17 protein-coding genes are annotated in these 14,587 nt (G+C 40.9%); 16 read left to right on the forward strand and 1 reads right to left on the reverse strand.

Going from position 1 to position 14,587, the window contains the following annotated elements; translation table 11 throughout:
• Window positions 1–63: 63 nt before the first annotated feature.
• From tsaB to HT687_RS02810, 9 genes are all read left to right on the forward strand, one after another.
• Window positions 64–747, forward strand: coding sequence for a tRNA (adenosine(37)-N6)-threonylcarbamoyltransferase complex dimerization subunit type 1 TsaB (gene tsaB / locus HT687_RS02770; protein WP_023935526.1), 684 nt, complete (start codon window positions 64–66; stop codon window positions 745–747).
• Window positions 744–1,181, forward strand: a complete 438-nt coding sequence (rimI, locus tag HT687_RS02775) for a ribosomal protein S18-alanine N-acetyltransferase (protein ID WP_023935528.1) — start codon at window positions 744–746, stop codon at window positions 1,179–1,181. The genes tsaB and rimI overlap by 4 nt, the downstream gene beginning before the upstream one ends.
• Window positions 1,171–2,181 carry a tRNA (adenosine(37)-N6)-threonylcarbamoyltransferase complex transferase subunit TsaD gene (tsaD, locus tag HT687_RS02780; protein WP_023935530.1) on the forward strand — a complete coding sequence of 337 codons (1,011 nt, stop codon included), beginning with the start codon at window positions 1,171–1,173 and terminating at the stop codon, window positions 2,179–2,181. Before rimI ends, tsaD begins: the two co-directional genes overlap by 11 nt.
• 106 nt (window positions 2,182–2,287) lie before the next feature.
• A complete protein-coding gene (locus tag HT687_RS02785) occupies window positions 2,288–3,151 on the forward strand; it encodes an XRE/MutR family transcriptional regulator (protein ID WP_023935532.1) in 864 nt (287 codons plus the stop codon).
• 289 nt (window positions 3,152–3,440) lie between these two features.
• Window positions 3,441–3,638 carry a peptide pheromone VP1 gene (locus HT687_RS02790; RefSeq protein WP_000933471.1) on the forward strand — a complete coding sequence of 66 codons (198 nt, stop codon included), beginning with the start codon at window positions 3,441–3,443 and terminating at the stop codon, window positions 3,636–3,638.
• Window positions 3,639–3,705: 67 nt separating this feature from the next.
• A complete protein-coding gene (locus HT687_RS02795) occupies window positions 3,706–4,371 on the forward strand; it encodes a CPBP family intramembrane glutamic endopeptidase (protein WP_023935534.1) in 666 nt (221 codons plus the stop codon).
• 71 nt (window positions 4,372–4,442) lie between these two features.
• Window positions 4,443–5,669, forward strand: a complete 1,227-nt coding sequence (locus HT687_RS02800; RefSeq protein ID WP_023935536.1) for an MFS transporter — start codon at window positions 4,443–4,445, stop codon at window positions 5,667–5,669.
• Window positions 5,670–5,827: 158 nt separating this feature from the next.
• Window positions 5,828–6,523, forward strand: a complete 696-nt coding sequence (locus tag HT687_RS02805) for an AzlC family ABC transporter permease (RefSeq protein WP_023935538.1) — start codon at window positions 5,828–5,830, stop codon at window positions 6,521–6,523.
• Window positions 6,513–6,836 carry an AzlD domain-containing protein gene (locus tag HT687_RS02810; protein ID WP_000253927.1) on the forward strand — a complete coding sequence of 108 codons (324 nt, stop codon included), beginning with the start codon at window positions 6,513–6,515 and terminating at the stop codon, window positions 6,834–6,836. The genes HT687_RS02805 and HT687_RS02810 overlap by 11 nt, the downstream gene beginning before the upstream one ends.
• An 18-nt stretch (window positions 6,837–6,854) precedes the next feature.
• Here HT687_RS02810 and HT687_RS02815 read toward each other — a convergent pair whose 3' ends face one another.
• Window positions 6,855–6,998 (reverse strand): hypothetical protein, encoded by a 144-nt coding sequence (locus HT687_RS02815; RefSeq protein ID WP_166736624.1) that lies wholly within the window; start codon window positions 6,996–6,998, stop codon window positions 6,855–6,857.
• A gap of 94 nt (window positions 6,999–7,092) precedes the next feature.
• Between HT687_RS02815 and HT687_RS02820 the strand changes: the two genes are divergently transcribed.
• From HT687_RS02820 to HT687_RS02850, 7 genes are all read left to right on the forward strand, one after another.
• The gene (locus tag HT687_RS02820; protein WP_023935540.1) at window positions 7,093–7,923 is read left to right on the forward strand and encodes an amino acid ABC transporter substrate-binding protein; all 831 of its coding nucleotides are present in this window, start codon (window positions 7,093–7,095) and stop codon (window positions 7,921–7,923) included.
• 153 nt (window positions 7,924–8,076) lie between these two features.
• Entirely contained in the window at window positions 8,077–8,931 is an 855-nt protein-coding gene (locus HT687_RS02825) for a MetQ/NlpA family ABC transporter substrate-binding protein (RefSeq protein WP_000694496.1), read from the forward strand.
• 96 nt (window positions 8,932–9,027) lie between these two features.
• Complete coding sequence (locus HT687_RS02830; RefSeq protein WP_023935542.1) at window positions 9,028–10,401, forward strand: M20/M25/M40 family metallo-hydrolase; 1,374 nt, start codon at window positions 9,028–9,030, stop codon at window positions 10,399–10,401.
• Window positions 10,394–11,455 (forward strand): methionine ABC transporter ATP-binding protein, encoded by a 1,062-nt coding sequence (locus HT687_RS02835; RefSeq protein ID WP_172924076.1) that lies wholly within the window; start codon window positions 10,394–10,396, stop codon window positions 11,453–11,455. The genes HT687_RS02830 and HT687_RS02835 overlap by 8 nt, the downstream gene beginning before the upstream one ends.
• Before the next feature lies 1 nt (window position 11,456).
• The gene (locus tag HT687_RS02840; RefSeq protein WP_000444647.1) at window positions 11,457–12,149 is read left to right on the forward strand and encodes a methionine ABC transporter permease; all 693 of its coding nucleotides are present in this window, start codon (window positions 11,457–11,459) and stop codon (window positions 12,147–12,149) included.
• Window positions 12,150–12,278: 129 nt separating this feature from the next.
• The gene (locus HT687_RS02845) at window positions 12,279–13,148 is read left to right on the forward strand and encodes an Rgg/GadR/MutR family transcriptional regulator (RefSeq protein ID WP_054388120.1); all 870 of its coding nucleotides are present in this window, start codon (window positions 12,279–12,281) and stop codon (window positions 13,146–13,148) included.
• A gap of 185 nt (window positions 13,149–13,333) precedes the next feature.
• Window positions 13,334–14,578, forward strand: coding sequence for a hypothetical protein (locus HT687_RS02850; RefSeq protein WP_054388112.1), 1,245 nt, complete (start codon window positions 13,334–13,336; stop codon window positions 14,576–14,578).
• Window positions 14,579–14,587 lie beyond the last annotated feature (9 nt).

The raw sequence follows: 14,587 nt of genomic DNA on the forward strand, positions 1-14,587 counted from the left end.
AAAATTCCCATGTGCCAGCTTTTGTAGTATAATAGTAAGCAGACAAAAAGATAGGAATGTGTTATGAAAGTATTAGCTTTTGATACGTCTAGCAAGGCTCTTTCTCTGGCTATTTTAGAGGACAAGCAGGTTATTGCCGAGACGACGATTAATATCAAGAAAAATCACAGTATTACCCTTATGCCTGCCATCGATTTTTTGATGGCAAGTTTGGATTGGACACCCAAGGATTTGGACCGAATCGTGGTAGCTGAAGGGCCAGGTAGCTACACAGGCTTGCGAATTGCGGTGGCAACTGCCAAGACCTTAGCTCACACTCTGAACATCGAGTTAGTTGGTATGTCGAGTCTCTTGGCTCTGGTGCCCTACCAACAAGAAGGCTTGTTTGTCCCCTTGATGGATGCGCGTCGCAATAATGTTTATGCAGGATTTTATGAAAATGCCAAACCTGTCATGCCAGAAGCGCACCTGCCTTTTGAGCGAGTGATTGAGCTAATCAAGGGGGCTAGTCAGGTAACCTTTGTCGGAGAAGTTGGCCCCTTTGTGAAGCAGATTCAAGAACACTTGCCAAGGACTAATTTCAAAGAAACCTTGCCAAATGCAGCCAATCTAGCTCTTTGGGCTTGGGACAAGGAAGCAGACTCCTTGCACGACTTTGTGCCGAACTACCTCAAACGTGTTGAGGCTGAGGAAAACTGGCTTAAGAACCACACGGAGTCTGGCGAGTCTTACATTAAACGCCTATGATAGAAATCAAACGAACTCAACAGCAGTCTGACTTGGCTCAAGCCATCTACGCTGTTATGGCAGCTGTTTACCCAATCAGTCCGTGGACGCTGGAACAAATCCAAGCAGACCTGGCTCAAGACCAGACTTGGTATGCTCTGGCTTATGATGGGGCAGAAGTGATTGGATTTCTAGCTGTACAGGAGAATCTCTTTGAGGCAGAAGTCCTGCAAATCGCTGTCAAAGAAGCCTATCAGGGTCAGGGAATTGCGTCAGCCTTGTTTGCGACACTGCCGACAGACAAGGAGATTTTCCTCGAAGTCAGAAAATCAAATCAACGAGCGCAAGCATTTTACAAGAAAGAAAAGATGGCAGTCATCGCTGAGCGAAAGGCCTACTACCATGCCCCAGTCGAGGACGCCATTATCATGAAGAGAGAAATAGATGAAGGATAGATATATTTTAGCATTTGAGACATCCTGTGATGAGACCAGTGTCGCCGTCTTGAAAAACGACGATGAGCTCTTGTCCAATGTCATTGCTAGTCAAATTGAGAGTCACAAACGTTTTGGAGGCGTAGTGCCGGAAGTAGCCAGTCGTCACCATGTAGAGGTCATTACAGCCTGTATCGAGGAGGCGTTAGCCGAAGCAGGGATTACCGAAGAGGACGTGACAGCTGTGGCGGTTACCTATGGACCGGGCTTGGTCGGAGCCTTACTGGTCGGTTTGTCAGCTGCTAAGGCCTTTGCTTGGGCTCATGGACTTCCGCTGATTCCTGTTAACCACATGGCTGGTCACCTCATGGCCGCTCAGAGTGTGGAGTCTTTGGAGTTTCCCTTGCTAGCCCTTTTGGTTAGCGGTGGACACACAGAGTTGGTTTATGTTTCGGAGGCTGGGGACTACAAGATTGTTGGAGAAACGCGAGATGACGCGGTTGGGGAGGCCTATGATAAGGTTGGCCGTGTCATGGGCTTGACCTATCCTGCCGGTCGTGAGATTGACGAGCTAGCTCATCAGGGACAGGATATTTATGATTTTCCTCGTGCCATGATTAAGGAAGATAATCTGGAGTTTTCATTCTCAGGTTTGAAATCGGCCTTTATCAATCTTCACCACAATGCCGAGCAAAAGGGAGAAAGCTTGTCCACAGAGGATTTGTGTGCTTCCTTCCAAGCAGCTGTCTTGGATATTCTTATGGCAAAAACTAAGAAGGCTTTGGAGAAATACCCTGTTAAAACCCTTGTCGTAGCAGGTGGGGTAGCAGCCAATAAAGGCCTCAGAGAACGCCTAGCGGCCGAAATCACAGATGTCAAGGTTATCATCCCACCTCTGCGCCTCTGCGGAGACAATGCAGGTATGATTGCCTATGCCAGCGTCAGCGAGTGGAACAAAGAAAACTTTGCAAGCTTGGACCTCAATGCCAAACCAAGTCTCGCTTTTGATACCATGGAATAAAATGGAGTCAGCTTAAGGCTGGCTTTTTCACCCTTTGAAATGTCAGAATATTTTGACAAAACTATAAAAATAATGATATAATATGCAAAAGCTAGGAGGTGGCAAGATGATTGAGAGAATGGAATTGGGAGAATTTTACAAGGAATTGCGCTTGGCTAGAAAGCTCAAGCAGTCAGATGTGGCTTGTGAGGGTCTAACAGCTTCTCAGCTATCCAAGTTCGAACTAGGGCAGTCTATGCTATCTGCAGATAAGTTGATCCTAGCCATCCAAGGTATAAATGTGACCTTTGATGAGTTTGGGCACAAGCTCAACAACTATCAAGAATCTCCACATATGCGAATCGGTCGAAAGGTTGTGGATCGCTTTGCCCACCAAGATATCGCTGGCTTAGAGCAACTATTGGAGAAAATCAAGCAAGAACAGATGGCAGAGACCTATCGTCGTTTGAATGCTATTGTAATCAAAGATGCCATCCACTCACTAGATAAAAGCTACCCACTAGCAGAGGAGGATAGCGAGTTTTTGACCACCTATCTCTATGCTATCGAGTCTTGGACCTGGTTTGAACTCTATCTCTTTTGCAATACTATGCCCTTCTTGAGCAATCAAGATCTGATCTTTTTATCAACCTCCTTACTCGAAAAATCCAAAGAATTTAAAGAGTTGGTACATAATAGACTGTATATGAAAAGTGGCTTTCTGAATATTATATCAGAGCTCATGGAGCGAAAACTTTTCTCATACATCCCAATCTTCGAAGCCGAGTTGGAGAGCATGTTGCGTCCGTACGATGTTTTTGAGAAAGTATCGTGGCAATTTTTAAAGAAAATGAGTATTTTTCTTCAAACCAAGGGAAGCAACCAAAAAGAGATTGAAAATTTTATCCAATCTCTGCAAGTATTAGAAAATCCACAATTGACAGCCCTTTTTGAATTGCGTTTGCAGCAATACAAAGAGTTTATCGATTAGTTAAAAACGGGATGACAATAACCCACTCCGAAATAAGCAGGAGTATCAGTTGTATTTTTCTTTTCTTCATCATTATATCCCTCCTTGTTAGTAATAACTTTATTATACCAGAGAAGTAATCAAATTCACCAAAATCGCAAATCTGAAATTTCTATAAGAAAAAATATCAAATATGCGATTTTCTAAAATAAGCCAATTTCCGTGTTATACTGTCCTTGTAAAACATTTGAAGCAAATCCTAGGTCGCAGAAGTGGTTTACAAATGAAGATAATTGAAGGAGTGTAAAAGATGTTAAATTTACAATTTGCAGAAACAATGGAATTGACAGAAGCTGAGTTGGAGACAGTTTATGGAGGGGAACTTGGGTATAATGCCGTTATCCCAGGTGGTAGTTGGGGAGGTTTAGGAACGTCTTGGTCAATCACTAATTTCTGGGAGAAATATTTTAACCATGATTCTTCCACTGTTAATCGTCGCCATTATTGATATTCAAAGTCCTTGCCTTTTTCTTGGGTAGGGGCTGTCTTTATTTCATAGTATAGGAGAAAATAAAATGGGAAAGATAACTTCAAGATACTACTTTTTTATAGCGATTCTACTCGTTCTTGCTTATCAGTACCTTAGTGGTCTGGTTTTATCTAGCGACTTTGCTCTTGTTCTATCTGACTTTGGTTATTATCTGTCGGATATGATGTTGCATTTTCTTGTCGTTTTTATTGCTTTTTTTGCTATGGTTAAGTCAGGCAAATGGCAGAAAATCAAGAGTAGAAAGTTTAAAGGATCCTATCTTTTCTATTCCTTCCTAGCTCTGCTTGCTTTTGTTGTTTGGAATTTCGTCACCTTTTTTCTTTTCCCTCCTACCAAAAATGAAATTGCTTATCAACTGGATGTTCCTACTTTTACAGGAGCTACAGCATTTTTGATGTATTTTTTCTATCCTGTTATAGCAGGTCCCATTTTTGAAGACATGATTTATCGGGGATTGGTGATGACAGCTCTGGAAAAAGGAAAGAAATGGGGACTAGATGTACTTGGTTCTGCTATTTTATTTGGGGTCTTGCACATTAGTAATCACGGTTGGGTTTTAACAGACTTTTTTGTATATATGGGTGGTGGCCTCATATTTGCCATCTTGTTTAGAGTAACCAAGTCCATTTATTGGCCTATTGGACTGCATATAGTCTACAATGGCATTGGTCAAATTTTACCGTTGCTGTAATTTTGGTTGTGAGTAGTATCGCGGTCTATTTCTGGGGAAAGATTCCCATTTGAACTTAAAAAGGAGTTATAATGAAAGTATTTCTTCAAAATAGAGATTTTAGGCAATTAACCATCAACCAGTGGATTTCAACGGTTGGGGATACGATTTTTTATCTGGCCTTTTTGAATTATGTGGCAGACGCCTCTTTTGCTCCTTTGGCGATTTTACTTATCACGATTTCAGAAACCCTGCCCCAAGTTCTACAAATCTTTCTGGGAGTTTTGGCGGATTTTCAACATCATCGTGTCTTGAAATATACAATTATTAGTTTTGCAAAATTTTTGCTTTACTCTATAGTGTCCTTATCGCTTTCAGGGCAGTCCTTTTCCTTAGTACTAGTAGCCTTTATTTGTCTGATTAACCTCTTGTCTGACACATTGAGTTATTTTTCAGGCGCCATGCTCACTCCGATTTTCATTAGAATTATTGGACAAGACCATCTGGCAGAAGCTATTGGATTTAAACAGTCAACTGTTAGTTTAGTGAAAACAATCAGTAATATTTTAGGAGGAGTCTTATTAGGTATTCTATCCATCCAGTTTATTTCCTTACTGAACGCTCTTACCTTTTTAATCGCATTTTTAGGTATCCTATTCATAAAAACTGACCTCTTGAAAGTAGAAAAAACGATTAGCTATCAAGAAGGACTCTCTGTAAAATCCTTTTGCCAGCATTTGCTCCAATCATCGAAATTGATATGGAATATGAATAAGGTGCTCTTAGTTTTGTTTATTATTTCTATTAGTCAAGCAGTGATAAATGTTACAGTTCCTGTTTCTACTCTGTTTTTGAGGAATCAACCCTTTTTGAATTTACAAACAGGTCAATCTCTTGCCTTGCTATCCACTTTTGAACTGTCAGCCCTGATTGTCGGAAGTCTTGTAAGTGGCTATCTGAAAAATACGATTTCTATAAAAACAGCTCTCTATGCCTCACTTGTCATCCAATTGCTTCTTCTAGTAGGATTTGCCACAGTTCGTTTTGACTGGATTCTTATCTTTAGTACCTTGGATGCCTTTTTCGCAGGTGTTCTCTCTCCTAGATTGCAAGAACTCGTCTTTAAACAAATACCTGAGGAGTCAATGGGAGCAGTTCAATCTTCTATCGGTGCTATTACGGTTGTTTTACCTAGCTTATTTACAATAGCTTTGGTAACCATTGCTACTAGCTTTGGAACTCTGGCAGTTAGCTTTGTTTTATTGCTATTTCTTCTAGTTGCCTTTGTCATGCTTCTGAATATTCGTGAAAGTATTTAGCGGAGAATTTGTTTAATATATGTTTGAGACTGGATTGCCAGTCTTTTTATGATGGTCAAAATCAACAGACTTTTTTCTCTTTCCTGAATGTGTTATAATAGTCCATGCTGTGGCTGGAGTCTTTTCAGCCCACCTATTAAGACAATATGAGGAGAAAGATGAAAGAAAAAGGATTTTGGGAGGGAGCGCAGGCAGCCATGCCAACGGCCCTTGGTTATGTCAGTATCGGACTTGCCTGTGGGATTATCGGTGCGCCCTATGTGACACCTGTTGAGATGGGCTTGATGAGCCTCTTTGTTTATGCTGGGAGCGCCCAGTTTGCCATGTTGGCCCTGATTGCGGTTCAAGCGCCTGTGGCTGCCATTGCTATGACGGTTTTTTTGATCAATTTGCGTCTCTTTTTGTTGAGTTTGCATGCGTCGACCTATTTTCGTCATACTAGTCTCTGGCACAATATCGGTATGTCTAGTATCTTGACGGATGAGACTTATGGTGTTTTGATGGGCGAATTGGCCCATGCAGACAAGGTCAATCCTATGTGGATGCACGGAAACAATCTTAACAGCTATGTGGCTTGGTTTGTGGGAACAGTTGCCGGAACGGCTCTGGGTGGTCTGTTACCAAATCCAGAAATCTTTGGTTTAGATTTTGCCCTAGTTGGGATGTTTATCGGTATTTTTGCTTCGCAATTTCAGATTATGCAAAGACGGATTCCTGTCCGCAATCTGCTCATTATCCTAGCAGTTGTTGCGGTGTCCTTCTTTTTACTCTTGACAGTGGTGTCTCAGTCGCTAGCTGTTCTGTTTGCGACGCTACTTGGTTGTAGCATGGGGGTGGTTTTAGATGGTCAGTAAGTATCTTTTATTAGCAGTTATTTTCTCTGGTCTTGTGACCTGGATTCCCCGTATGATTCCCTTCATCTTGGTCAAGTATAAGGGCTTGCCTGCGATCGTTGAGCGTTTTTTGAAGTTCTTGCCCGTCTCTATTATTTTTGCCTTGATTCTTTCAAGCGTAGTGGCAGGTAAGGTTGGAAGTTTGCCTCAAATCAAATGGCTGGACTTCTTAGCCGTCTTTCCAACAGCTTGGGTAGCCTTTCGCTACCGCAATCTAGTCGGAACAGTTCTCTTTGGAGTGGTCTTGATTGCCGTCTTGCGTTTGGTCTTTTAATACTCTCCGAAAATCTCTTCAAACCACGTCAGCTTTGCCTTTCCGTAGGTATATGTAACTGACTTCGTCAGTCTTATCTCCAACCTCAAAACAGTGTTTTGAGCAACCTGTGGCTAGCTTTCTAGTTTGCTCTTTGATTTTCATTGAGTATAAATCAGCCATAAAGAAAACCTATCACAGATATAGATATCATATAATGGCGTAAATGGTCTTTTTCTGTTAAGATTATAAGGTATTCTATTTTGGAGGAAATGACATGAAAAAAATCGTTAAATACTCATCTCTTGCTGCTTTAGGGCTTGTTGCTGCAGGTGTTTTAGCAGCTTGCTCAGGTGGTGCTAAGAAAGAAGGAGAAGCAGCTAGCAAGAAAGAAATTATCGTTGCAACTAATGCTACACCAAAACCATTCAACTATGAAGAAAATGGCGAATTGACTGGTTACGAAATTGAAGTGGTTCGCGCTATCTTTAAAGACTCTGACAAGTATGATGTCAAGTTTGAGAAGACAGAGTGGTCAGGAGTCTTTGCAGGACTTGATGCCGACCGTTACAATATGGCTGTTGCCAACATCAGCTACACTAAAGAACGTGCTGAAAAATACCTTTATGCAGCTCCAACTGCTAAAAACCCTAACGTTCTTGTAGTGAAAAAAGATGACCCTAGCATCAAATCGCTTGATGATATCGGTGGAAAATCAACAGAAGTTGTTCAAGGGACAACTTCTGCTAAACAGCTAGAAGACTACAACAAACAACATTCAGATAATCCAACTGTCCTAAAGTATACTAAAGCAGACTTCCAACAAATCATGGGACGCTTGAGCGATGGCCAGTTTGACTACAAGATTTTTGATAAAATCGGTGTTGAAACAGTCATCAAGGACCAAGGTTTGGACAACTTGAAAGTTATCGAACTTCCAAGCGACCAACAACCTTATGTTTACCCACTTCTTGCTAAAGGTCAAGATGAGTTGAAAACATTTGTAGACAAACGTATCCAAGAACTCTACAAAGACGGAACTCTTGAAAAATTGTCAAAACAATTCTTCGGGGACACTTACCTACCAGCAGAAGCTGATATTAAATAATTATTTGAAATCATCCATTCTGAGTAAGGGGGGTGATTTCTCAGTTTTTAGGGGTATAGTTTTAAACTATATATCTGGCTATCTAATAACAATTTGTGAAATCAAACAAATTGTGAGATACTAGTACGGTATTATTTTTAAGGAGAAAGAATCATGAAAATTAAAAAATGGCTTGGCCTAGCAGCCCTTGCTACAGTCGCAGGTTTGGCTCTTGCAGCTTGCGGAAACTCAGAAAAGAAAGCAGACAATGCAACAACTATCAAAATTGCAACTGTCAACCGTAGCGGTTCTGAAGAAGCGCGTTGGGATAAGGTCCAAGAATTGGTTAAAAAAGACGGCATCACTTTGGAATTTACAGAGTTCACAGACTACTCACAACCAAACAAGGCAACTGCTGACGGCGAAGTAGACTTGAACGCTTTCCAACACTATAACTTCTTGAACAACTGGAACAAAGAAAACGGAAAAGACCTTGTAGCGATTGCAGATACATACATCTCTCCAATCCGCCTTTACTCAGGTTTGAATGGAAGTGACAACAAGTACACTAAAGTAGAAGACATCCCAGCAAACGGAGAAATCGCTGTACCGAACGACGCTACAAACGAAAGTCGTGCGCTTTACTTGCTTCAATCAGCTGGCTTGATTAAATTGGACGTTTCAGGAACTGCTCTTGCAACAGTTGCTAACATCAAAGAAAATCCAAAGAACTTGAAAATCACTGAATTGGATGCTAGCCAAACAGCTCGTTCATTGTCATCAGTTGACGCTGCCGTTGTAAACAATACCTTCGTTACAGAAGCAAAATTGGACTACAAGAAAGCACTCTTCAAAGAACAAGCTGATGAAAACTCAAAACAATGGTACAACATCATCGTTGCGAAAAAAGATTGGGAAACATCACCTAAGGCTGATGCTATCAAGAAAGTGATCGCAGCTTACCACACAGATGAGGTGAAAAAAGTTATCGAAGAAACATCAGACGGTTTGGATCAACCAGTTTGGTAATAAGAAACAGGGAGGTGGGAGAGAGAATTCCACCTCTTGCTTTTGTATAGAGCATGAATTGTCAGGAAGAGTAGTTCATAGAAAGGTAGAGAGAATATGGTTTTTCCTAGCGAACAAGAACAAATTGAAAAATTTGAAAAAGATCATGTAGCCCAGCATTATTTTGAGGTTTTGCGTACCTTGATTTCTAAGAAATCAGTCTTTGCCCAGCAAGTGGGTCTCAAAGAAGTTGCCAACTATCTGGGTGAGATTTTCAAGCGTGTGGGGGCTGAAGTGGAGATTGATGAGACTTACACGGCGCCTTTTGTCATGGCGCATTTCAAGAGTTCGCGTCCAGATGCCAAGACCCTGATTTTCTATAACCACTATGACACTGTACCAGCGGACGGGGATCAGGTCTGGACAGAGGATCCCTTTACGCTTTCGGTCCGCAATGGCTTTATGTATGGGCGTGGAGTTGATGACGACAAGGGTCATATCACAGCTCGTTTGAGTGCTTTGAGAAAATACATGCAGCACCACGATGACCTGCCTGTCAACATCAGTTTTATCATGGAGGGAGCGGAGGAATCGGCCTCGACAGACCTAGATAAGTATCTGGAAAAACATGCGGATAAACTCCGTGGGGCGGATTTATTGGTCTGGGAACAAGGAACCAAAAATGCCTTGGAACAGCTGGAAATTTCTGGTGGAAATAAGGGGATTGTGACCTTTGATGCCAAGGTAAAAAGTGCGGATGTCGATATCCATTCTAGTTATGGTGGGGTTGTGGAATCAGCTCCTTGGTATCTCCTCCAAGCCTTACAGTCTCTTCGTGCTGCGGATGGCCGTATCTTGGTTGAAGGTTTGTACGAAGAAGTACAAGAGCCAAATGAACGAGAAATGTCCTTGCTAGAAACTTATGGTCAACGAAACCCAGAGGAAGTTAGTCGGATTTATGGATTGGAGTTGCCTCTCTTACAGGAGGAGCGGATGGCCTTTCTAAAACGTTTCTTTTTTGAACCAGCCCTTAATATCGAAGGGATTCAGTCAGGTTATCAAGGACAAGGAGTTAAAACGATTTTGCCTGCAGAAGCCAGTGCCAAGCTAGAGGTTCGTCTGGTTCCGGGCTTAGAACCGCATGATGTTCTGGAAAAAATTCGGAAACAGCTAGACAAAAATGGCTTTGATAGGGTAGAATTATACTATACCTTGGGAGAGATGAGCTATCGAAGCGATATGAGCGCACCAGCCATTCTCAATGTGATTGAGTTGGCCAAGAAATTCTATCCACAGGGCGTTTCAGTCTTGCCGACGACAGCAGGGACAGGGCCTATGCATACGGTCTTTGATGCCCTAGAGGTGCCAATGGTGGCCTTCGGTCTAGGAAATGCCAATAGCCGAGACCACGGTGGAGATGAGAACGTGCGAATCGCCGATTACTACACCCATATTGAATTAGTAGAGGAGCTGATTAGAAGCTATGAGTAGAGATATTATCAAGTTAGATCAGATCGATGTGACTTTTCACCAAAAGAGGAGAACTATCACAGCGGTCAAGGATGTGACCATTCACATCCAAGAAGGGGATATCTACGGAATCGTTGGATATTCTGGAGCAGGGAAATCAACCCTTGTACGGGTGATTAATCTCTTACAAAAACCATCTGCAGGGAAAATTACCATTGACGACGATGTGATTTTTGATGGTAAGGTCACCTTGACGGCCGAGCAGTTGCGTCGTAAACGTCAGGATATCGGGATGATTTTCCAGCACTTTAACCTGATGAGCCAAAAGACAGCAGAGGAGAATGTAGCCTTTGCACTTAAACACTCTGGACTCAGCAAGGAAGACAAGAAGGCTAAAGTAGCTAAGTTGTTGGACTTGGTTGGTTTGGCAGACCGTGCTGAAAACTACCCTTCACAACTATCTGGAGGGCAAAAACAGCGTGTGGCTATTGCGCGTGCCTTGGCAAATGATCCAAAAATCTTGATTTCAGACGAGTCAACTTCTGCCCTTGATCCGAAGACAACCAAGCAGATTTTGGCCTTGTTGCAAGATTTGAACCAAAAATTAGGCTTGACTGTTGTCTTGATTACGCATGAAATGCAGATTGTCAAAGACATTGCCAACCGTGTGGCGGTTATGCAGGATGGGCATTTGATTGAAGAGGGTAGTGTGCTTGAAATCTTCTCAGACCCTAAACAACCTTTGACTCAAGACTTTATCTCAACAGCTACAGGTATTGACGAAGCCATGGTCAAAATCGAGAAGCAAGAAATCGTGGAACACTTGTCTGAAAACAGTCTCTTGGTGCAACTCAAGTACGCTGGAGCTTCAACAGACGAGCCACTTTTGAATGAATTGTACAAGCATTACCAAGTAATGGCTAATATTCTCTATGGGAATATCGAAATTCTCGATGGTACTCCTGTTGGAGAATTGGTGGTGGTCTTGTCAGGTGAAAAAGCAGCCTTGGCAGGTGCCCAAGAAGCCATTCGTCAAGCAGGTGTACAACTAAAAGTATTGAAGGGAGTACAGTAAGATGGAATCATTGATTCAAACCTATTTACCAAATGTCTATAAGATGGGCTGGGCTGGTCAGGCAGGCTGGGGAACGGCTATCTACTTAACTCTTTATATGACAGTTCTTTCCTTCATTATCGGAGGCTTCTTGGGGCTAGTGGCAGGTCTCTTTCTCGTCTTGACAGCGCCAGGTGGTGTCTTGGAGAATAAAGTCGTCTTCTGGATTTTAGATAAGATTACTTCCATTTTCCGTGCGGTACCATTTATCATTCTCTTGGCAGTCTTGTCACCCTTCTCTCATCTAATCGTAGGAACAAGCATTGGTCCAAATGCAGCTATCGTACCCCTATCTTTTGCAGTCTTTGCCTTCTTTGCCCGTCAAGTGCAGGTTGTCTTGGCTGAGCTAGATGGTGGTGTCATTGAGGCGGCTCAAGCTAGCGGAGCGACTTTCTGGGACATCGTGGGTGTTTACCTATCAGAAGGTCTTCCAGACTTGATCCGCGTGACAACTGTGACCTTGATTTCTCTTGTTGGGGAAACAGCTATGGCTGGTGCGGTTGGAGCCGGCGGTATTGGTAACGTAGCCATCGCTTATGGATTTAACCGTTACAATCACGATGTGACTATCTTGGCAACCATCATTATCATTTTGATTATCTTTGCAATCCAATTCTTGGGAGATTTCTTGACTAAGAAATTGAGCCATAAATAAAGAGAATTAGGCAATCTGTACATCATTCATAGGAGTTATCGTTATAGTCAAGACTTAAAATTCTCTGTACTGGTTGCTATCAACCGTTACTTTTATGAGTAAAAGAGTTAAGAATTGTGGGGAGTCAATATGCAAAATCTGGGAGAAGTTTTTAAAGAATTGAGAAAGAGTCGGAATGTATCTCTACAGGAGGCGACGGGAGGAGAGTTTACTTATTCCATGTTGAGCAAATTTGAGCGTGGAGAAGCAGACCTATCATCTATGAAATTGATTACTGCCTTAGATAACATCCACTCTGATTTGAATGAATTTATGTACTTGGTACGTGGTTTTTCTCAGAAAAAGGTTCTGGCTTTTCAAGAAAATCTTTGGGATCTATATGACAGAGAAGGGATTGATTCTCTCCATTCCTTGTATGAAGAGATGACTCAAAAGTATAGGTCAAGTGGTGAAACAAGCTATCTTTTACAAATGATTCGTATCAAAAGCCTTCTTGTGTTTTTTGATTCAAAAATAAGGGCAACGGATGAAGAACTGACTTTTCTCTATGACTATTTTTTTACTATTGACATCTGGGGAAATTATGAATTGGAACTATTTTCAACGATTTCTACTTTGTTTCCTCTGCCCCTCTATTTTAAATATTCTAGGGAGATGTTACAAAAGACGGATTTATTAGGCTCTTTACCTAGTAACAAAGTTGGTATTGACACCATTTTAATTAATGGACTCTTTAAAGCGATAGAGGAAAAGGATAAATTAAAAGCAGATTATTTTATCTTTCAGATTGAAAAACGAGAATTGCCAGAATCTCAAGCTTATCTTAAAATCATTTATATGATTGCTAAAGGGTATTATGATACTATTTTTAATGTAAAAAATAAGGGTCTTGAGAAAATCCAGAGAGGCATTACAATCTTACAAGATTTAGAGTATGTAGATGGTGCAAGATACTATGAAAACTATTTTGCAAATCAGCTTTCAAATAAAGATTTGTAATATATTCTCGTTACATCGACTGATGAAAAATAAATGGATTTGTAGATGGAGTGATAAATAGCAGTATCTAGGAGCTAGAGTTCCTATTTTCAGAAAAAATATATTACAAAAAAGTGGGGAGTCCCGCTTTTTTTGTTATACTGGCTTCAATAGAATACTCTTTGAAATATGGAGAAAGGCCTGTTATGAAACTATTCTTAAGACATCATTTATTTAGAATACTGACCTTATCGAGGTTTTTGAGCTCAAGTGGAGCTTATATTTATAATCTGGTATTTATCGTTTATGCTGCGAGTCTACCCTTTAAAAATATAGCTGTATTTATGGCGAATATGATTACGATTTTACCTTTCCTATTTACTTTTTATGTTGGGATTAAGGCGGATCATACTCGGAATAAAGCAGGGACAATTATCTGGGTTGGTTGTGTGCAAAGTCTCCTATTTCTTTTGATTGCTAGTGTGATTCATGATCAGAACTTCGTAACGTTTGCTGTTATCTGTATGGTTAATATCTGTTCGGATATTTTATCAGATTATACAGCAGGCCTTCGTATGCCGATTATCCAGCATAATATTTCGGAAGATAAGCTCTATGAAGCTTATTCCTTTACTCAGTTTGTCTCCTATTTATCAAATCTAGGAGGTCAAGCCTTAGGAGTGTGGTTACTCACAACCAGCAATCAAAATTTTTCTTTTGTTGCAATTGTGAATGCTGGCTTCTTTTTACTATCTTCTCTTATTTTGTTCAAAAATAGAAGAGAATTGACGTATTTGTCTGTAACGGTAGAGAATGAGTCGATTAGTTTACTTCAACAAGTTAAGGCAATCTATGCGGACATGGATGATATCTTTAGGCAAAGAGAAAGTAAATCTTTGTTTAAAATGATCCTTGTCATTTTGGTAATGAATACTTTGGGAGGAGCTGTTGGAGGTATTTATCACTTTTACTTATTAGACCATACTATCTATCATCTCAGCTATGCTCAAGCCCTATTTTTAATTGAATGTGTTAGCTTGGGAGGAGCTATTCTTGGTAGCCTAACCCCCAATGATTATTTTGGGAAATTGTCGTTTTCAAGTTTGCTATCGCTCAATGCAAGTCTGTTTGTCTTGCTTGCTACTGCTAATATTTTAGATTTTTCTCCTCTAGTAGGTGTTGCCTGCTTAACCTTTGTCATGTATTTGATGTCGAAATCAATGCCTAAATTAGATACTCTGTTATTGTCTAATTTGAGCGCGGATGTATTAGCTCGAAGTAATAATCTCTTGAGTATGATTGTTTCCCTAACATTACCTTTGGGGATGTCTGTATTTTCCTTCTTAGCTTTGCAAGATATCAGGCTTTGTTGGTGGGTATTTTTGGTAGTGAGTGTGATAGGGTTGATTTTACCACTAGAAAAAAGAAGTTTTTCAGGTAAAAAAGTTTAACCTAGGCAA

The organism is Streptococcus sp. 1449, assembly GCF_013276805.1.
In the GTDB taxonomy this organism is placed as follows: Bacteria; Bacillota; Bacilli; order Lactobacillales; family Streptococcaceae; genus Streptococcus; species Streptococcus pseudopneumoniae.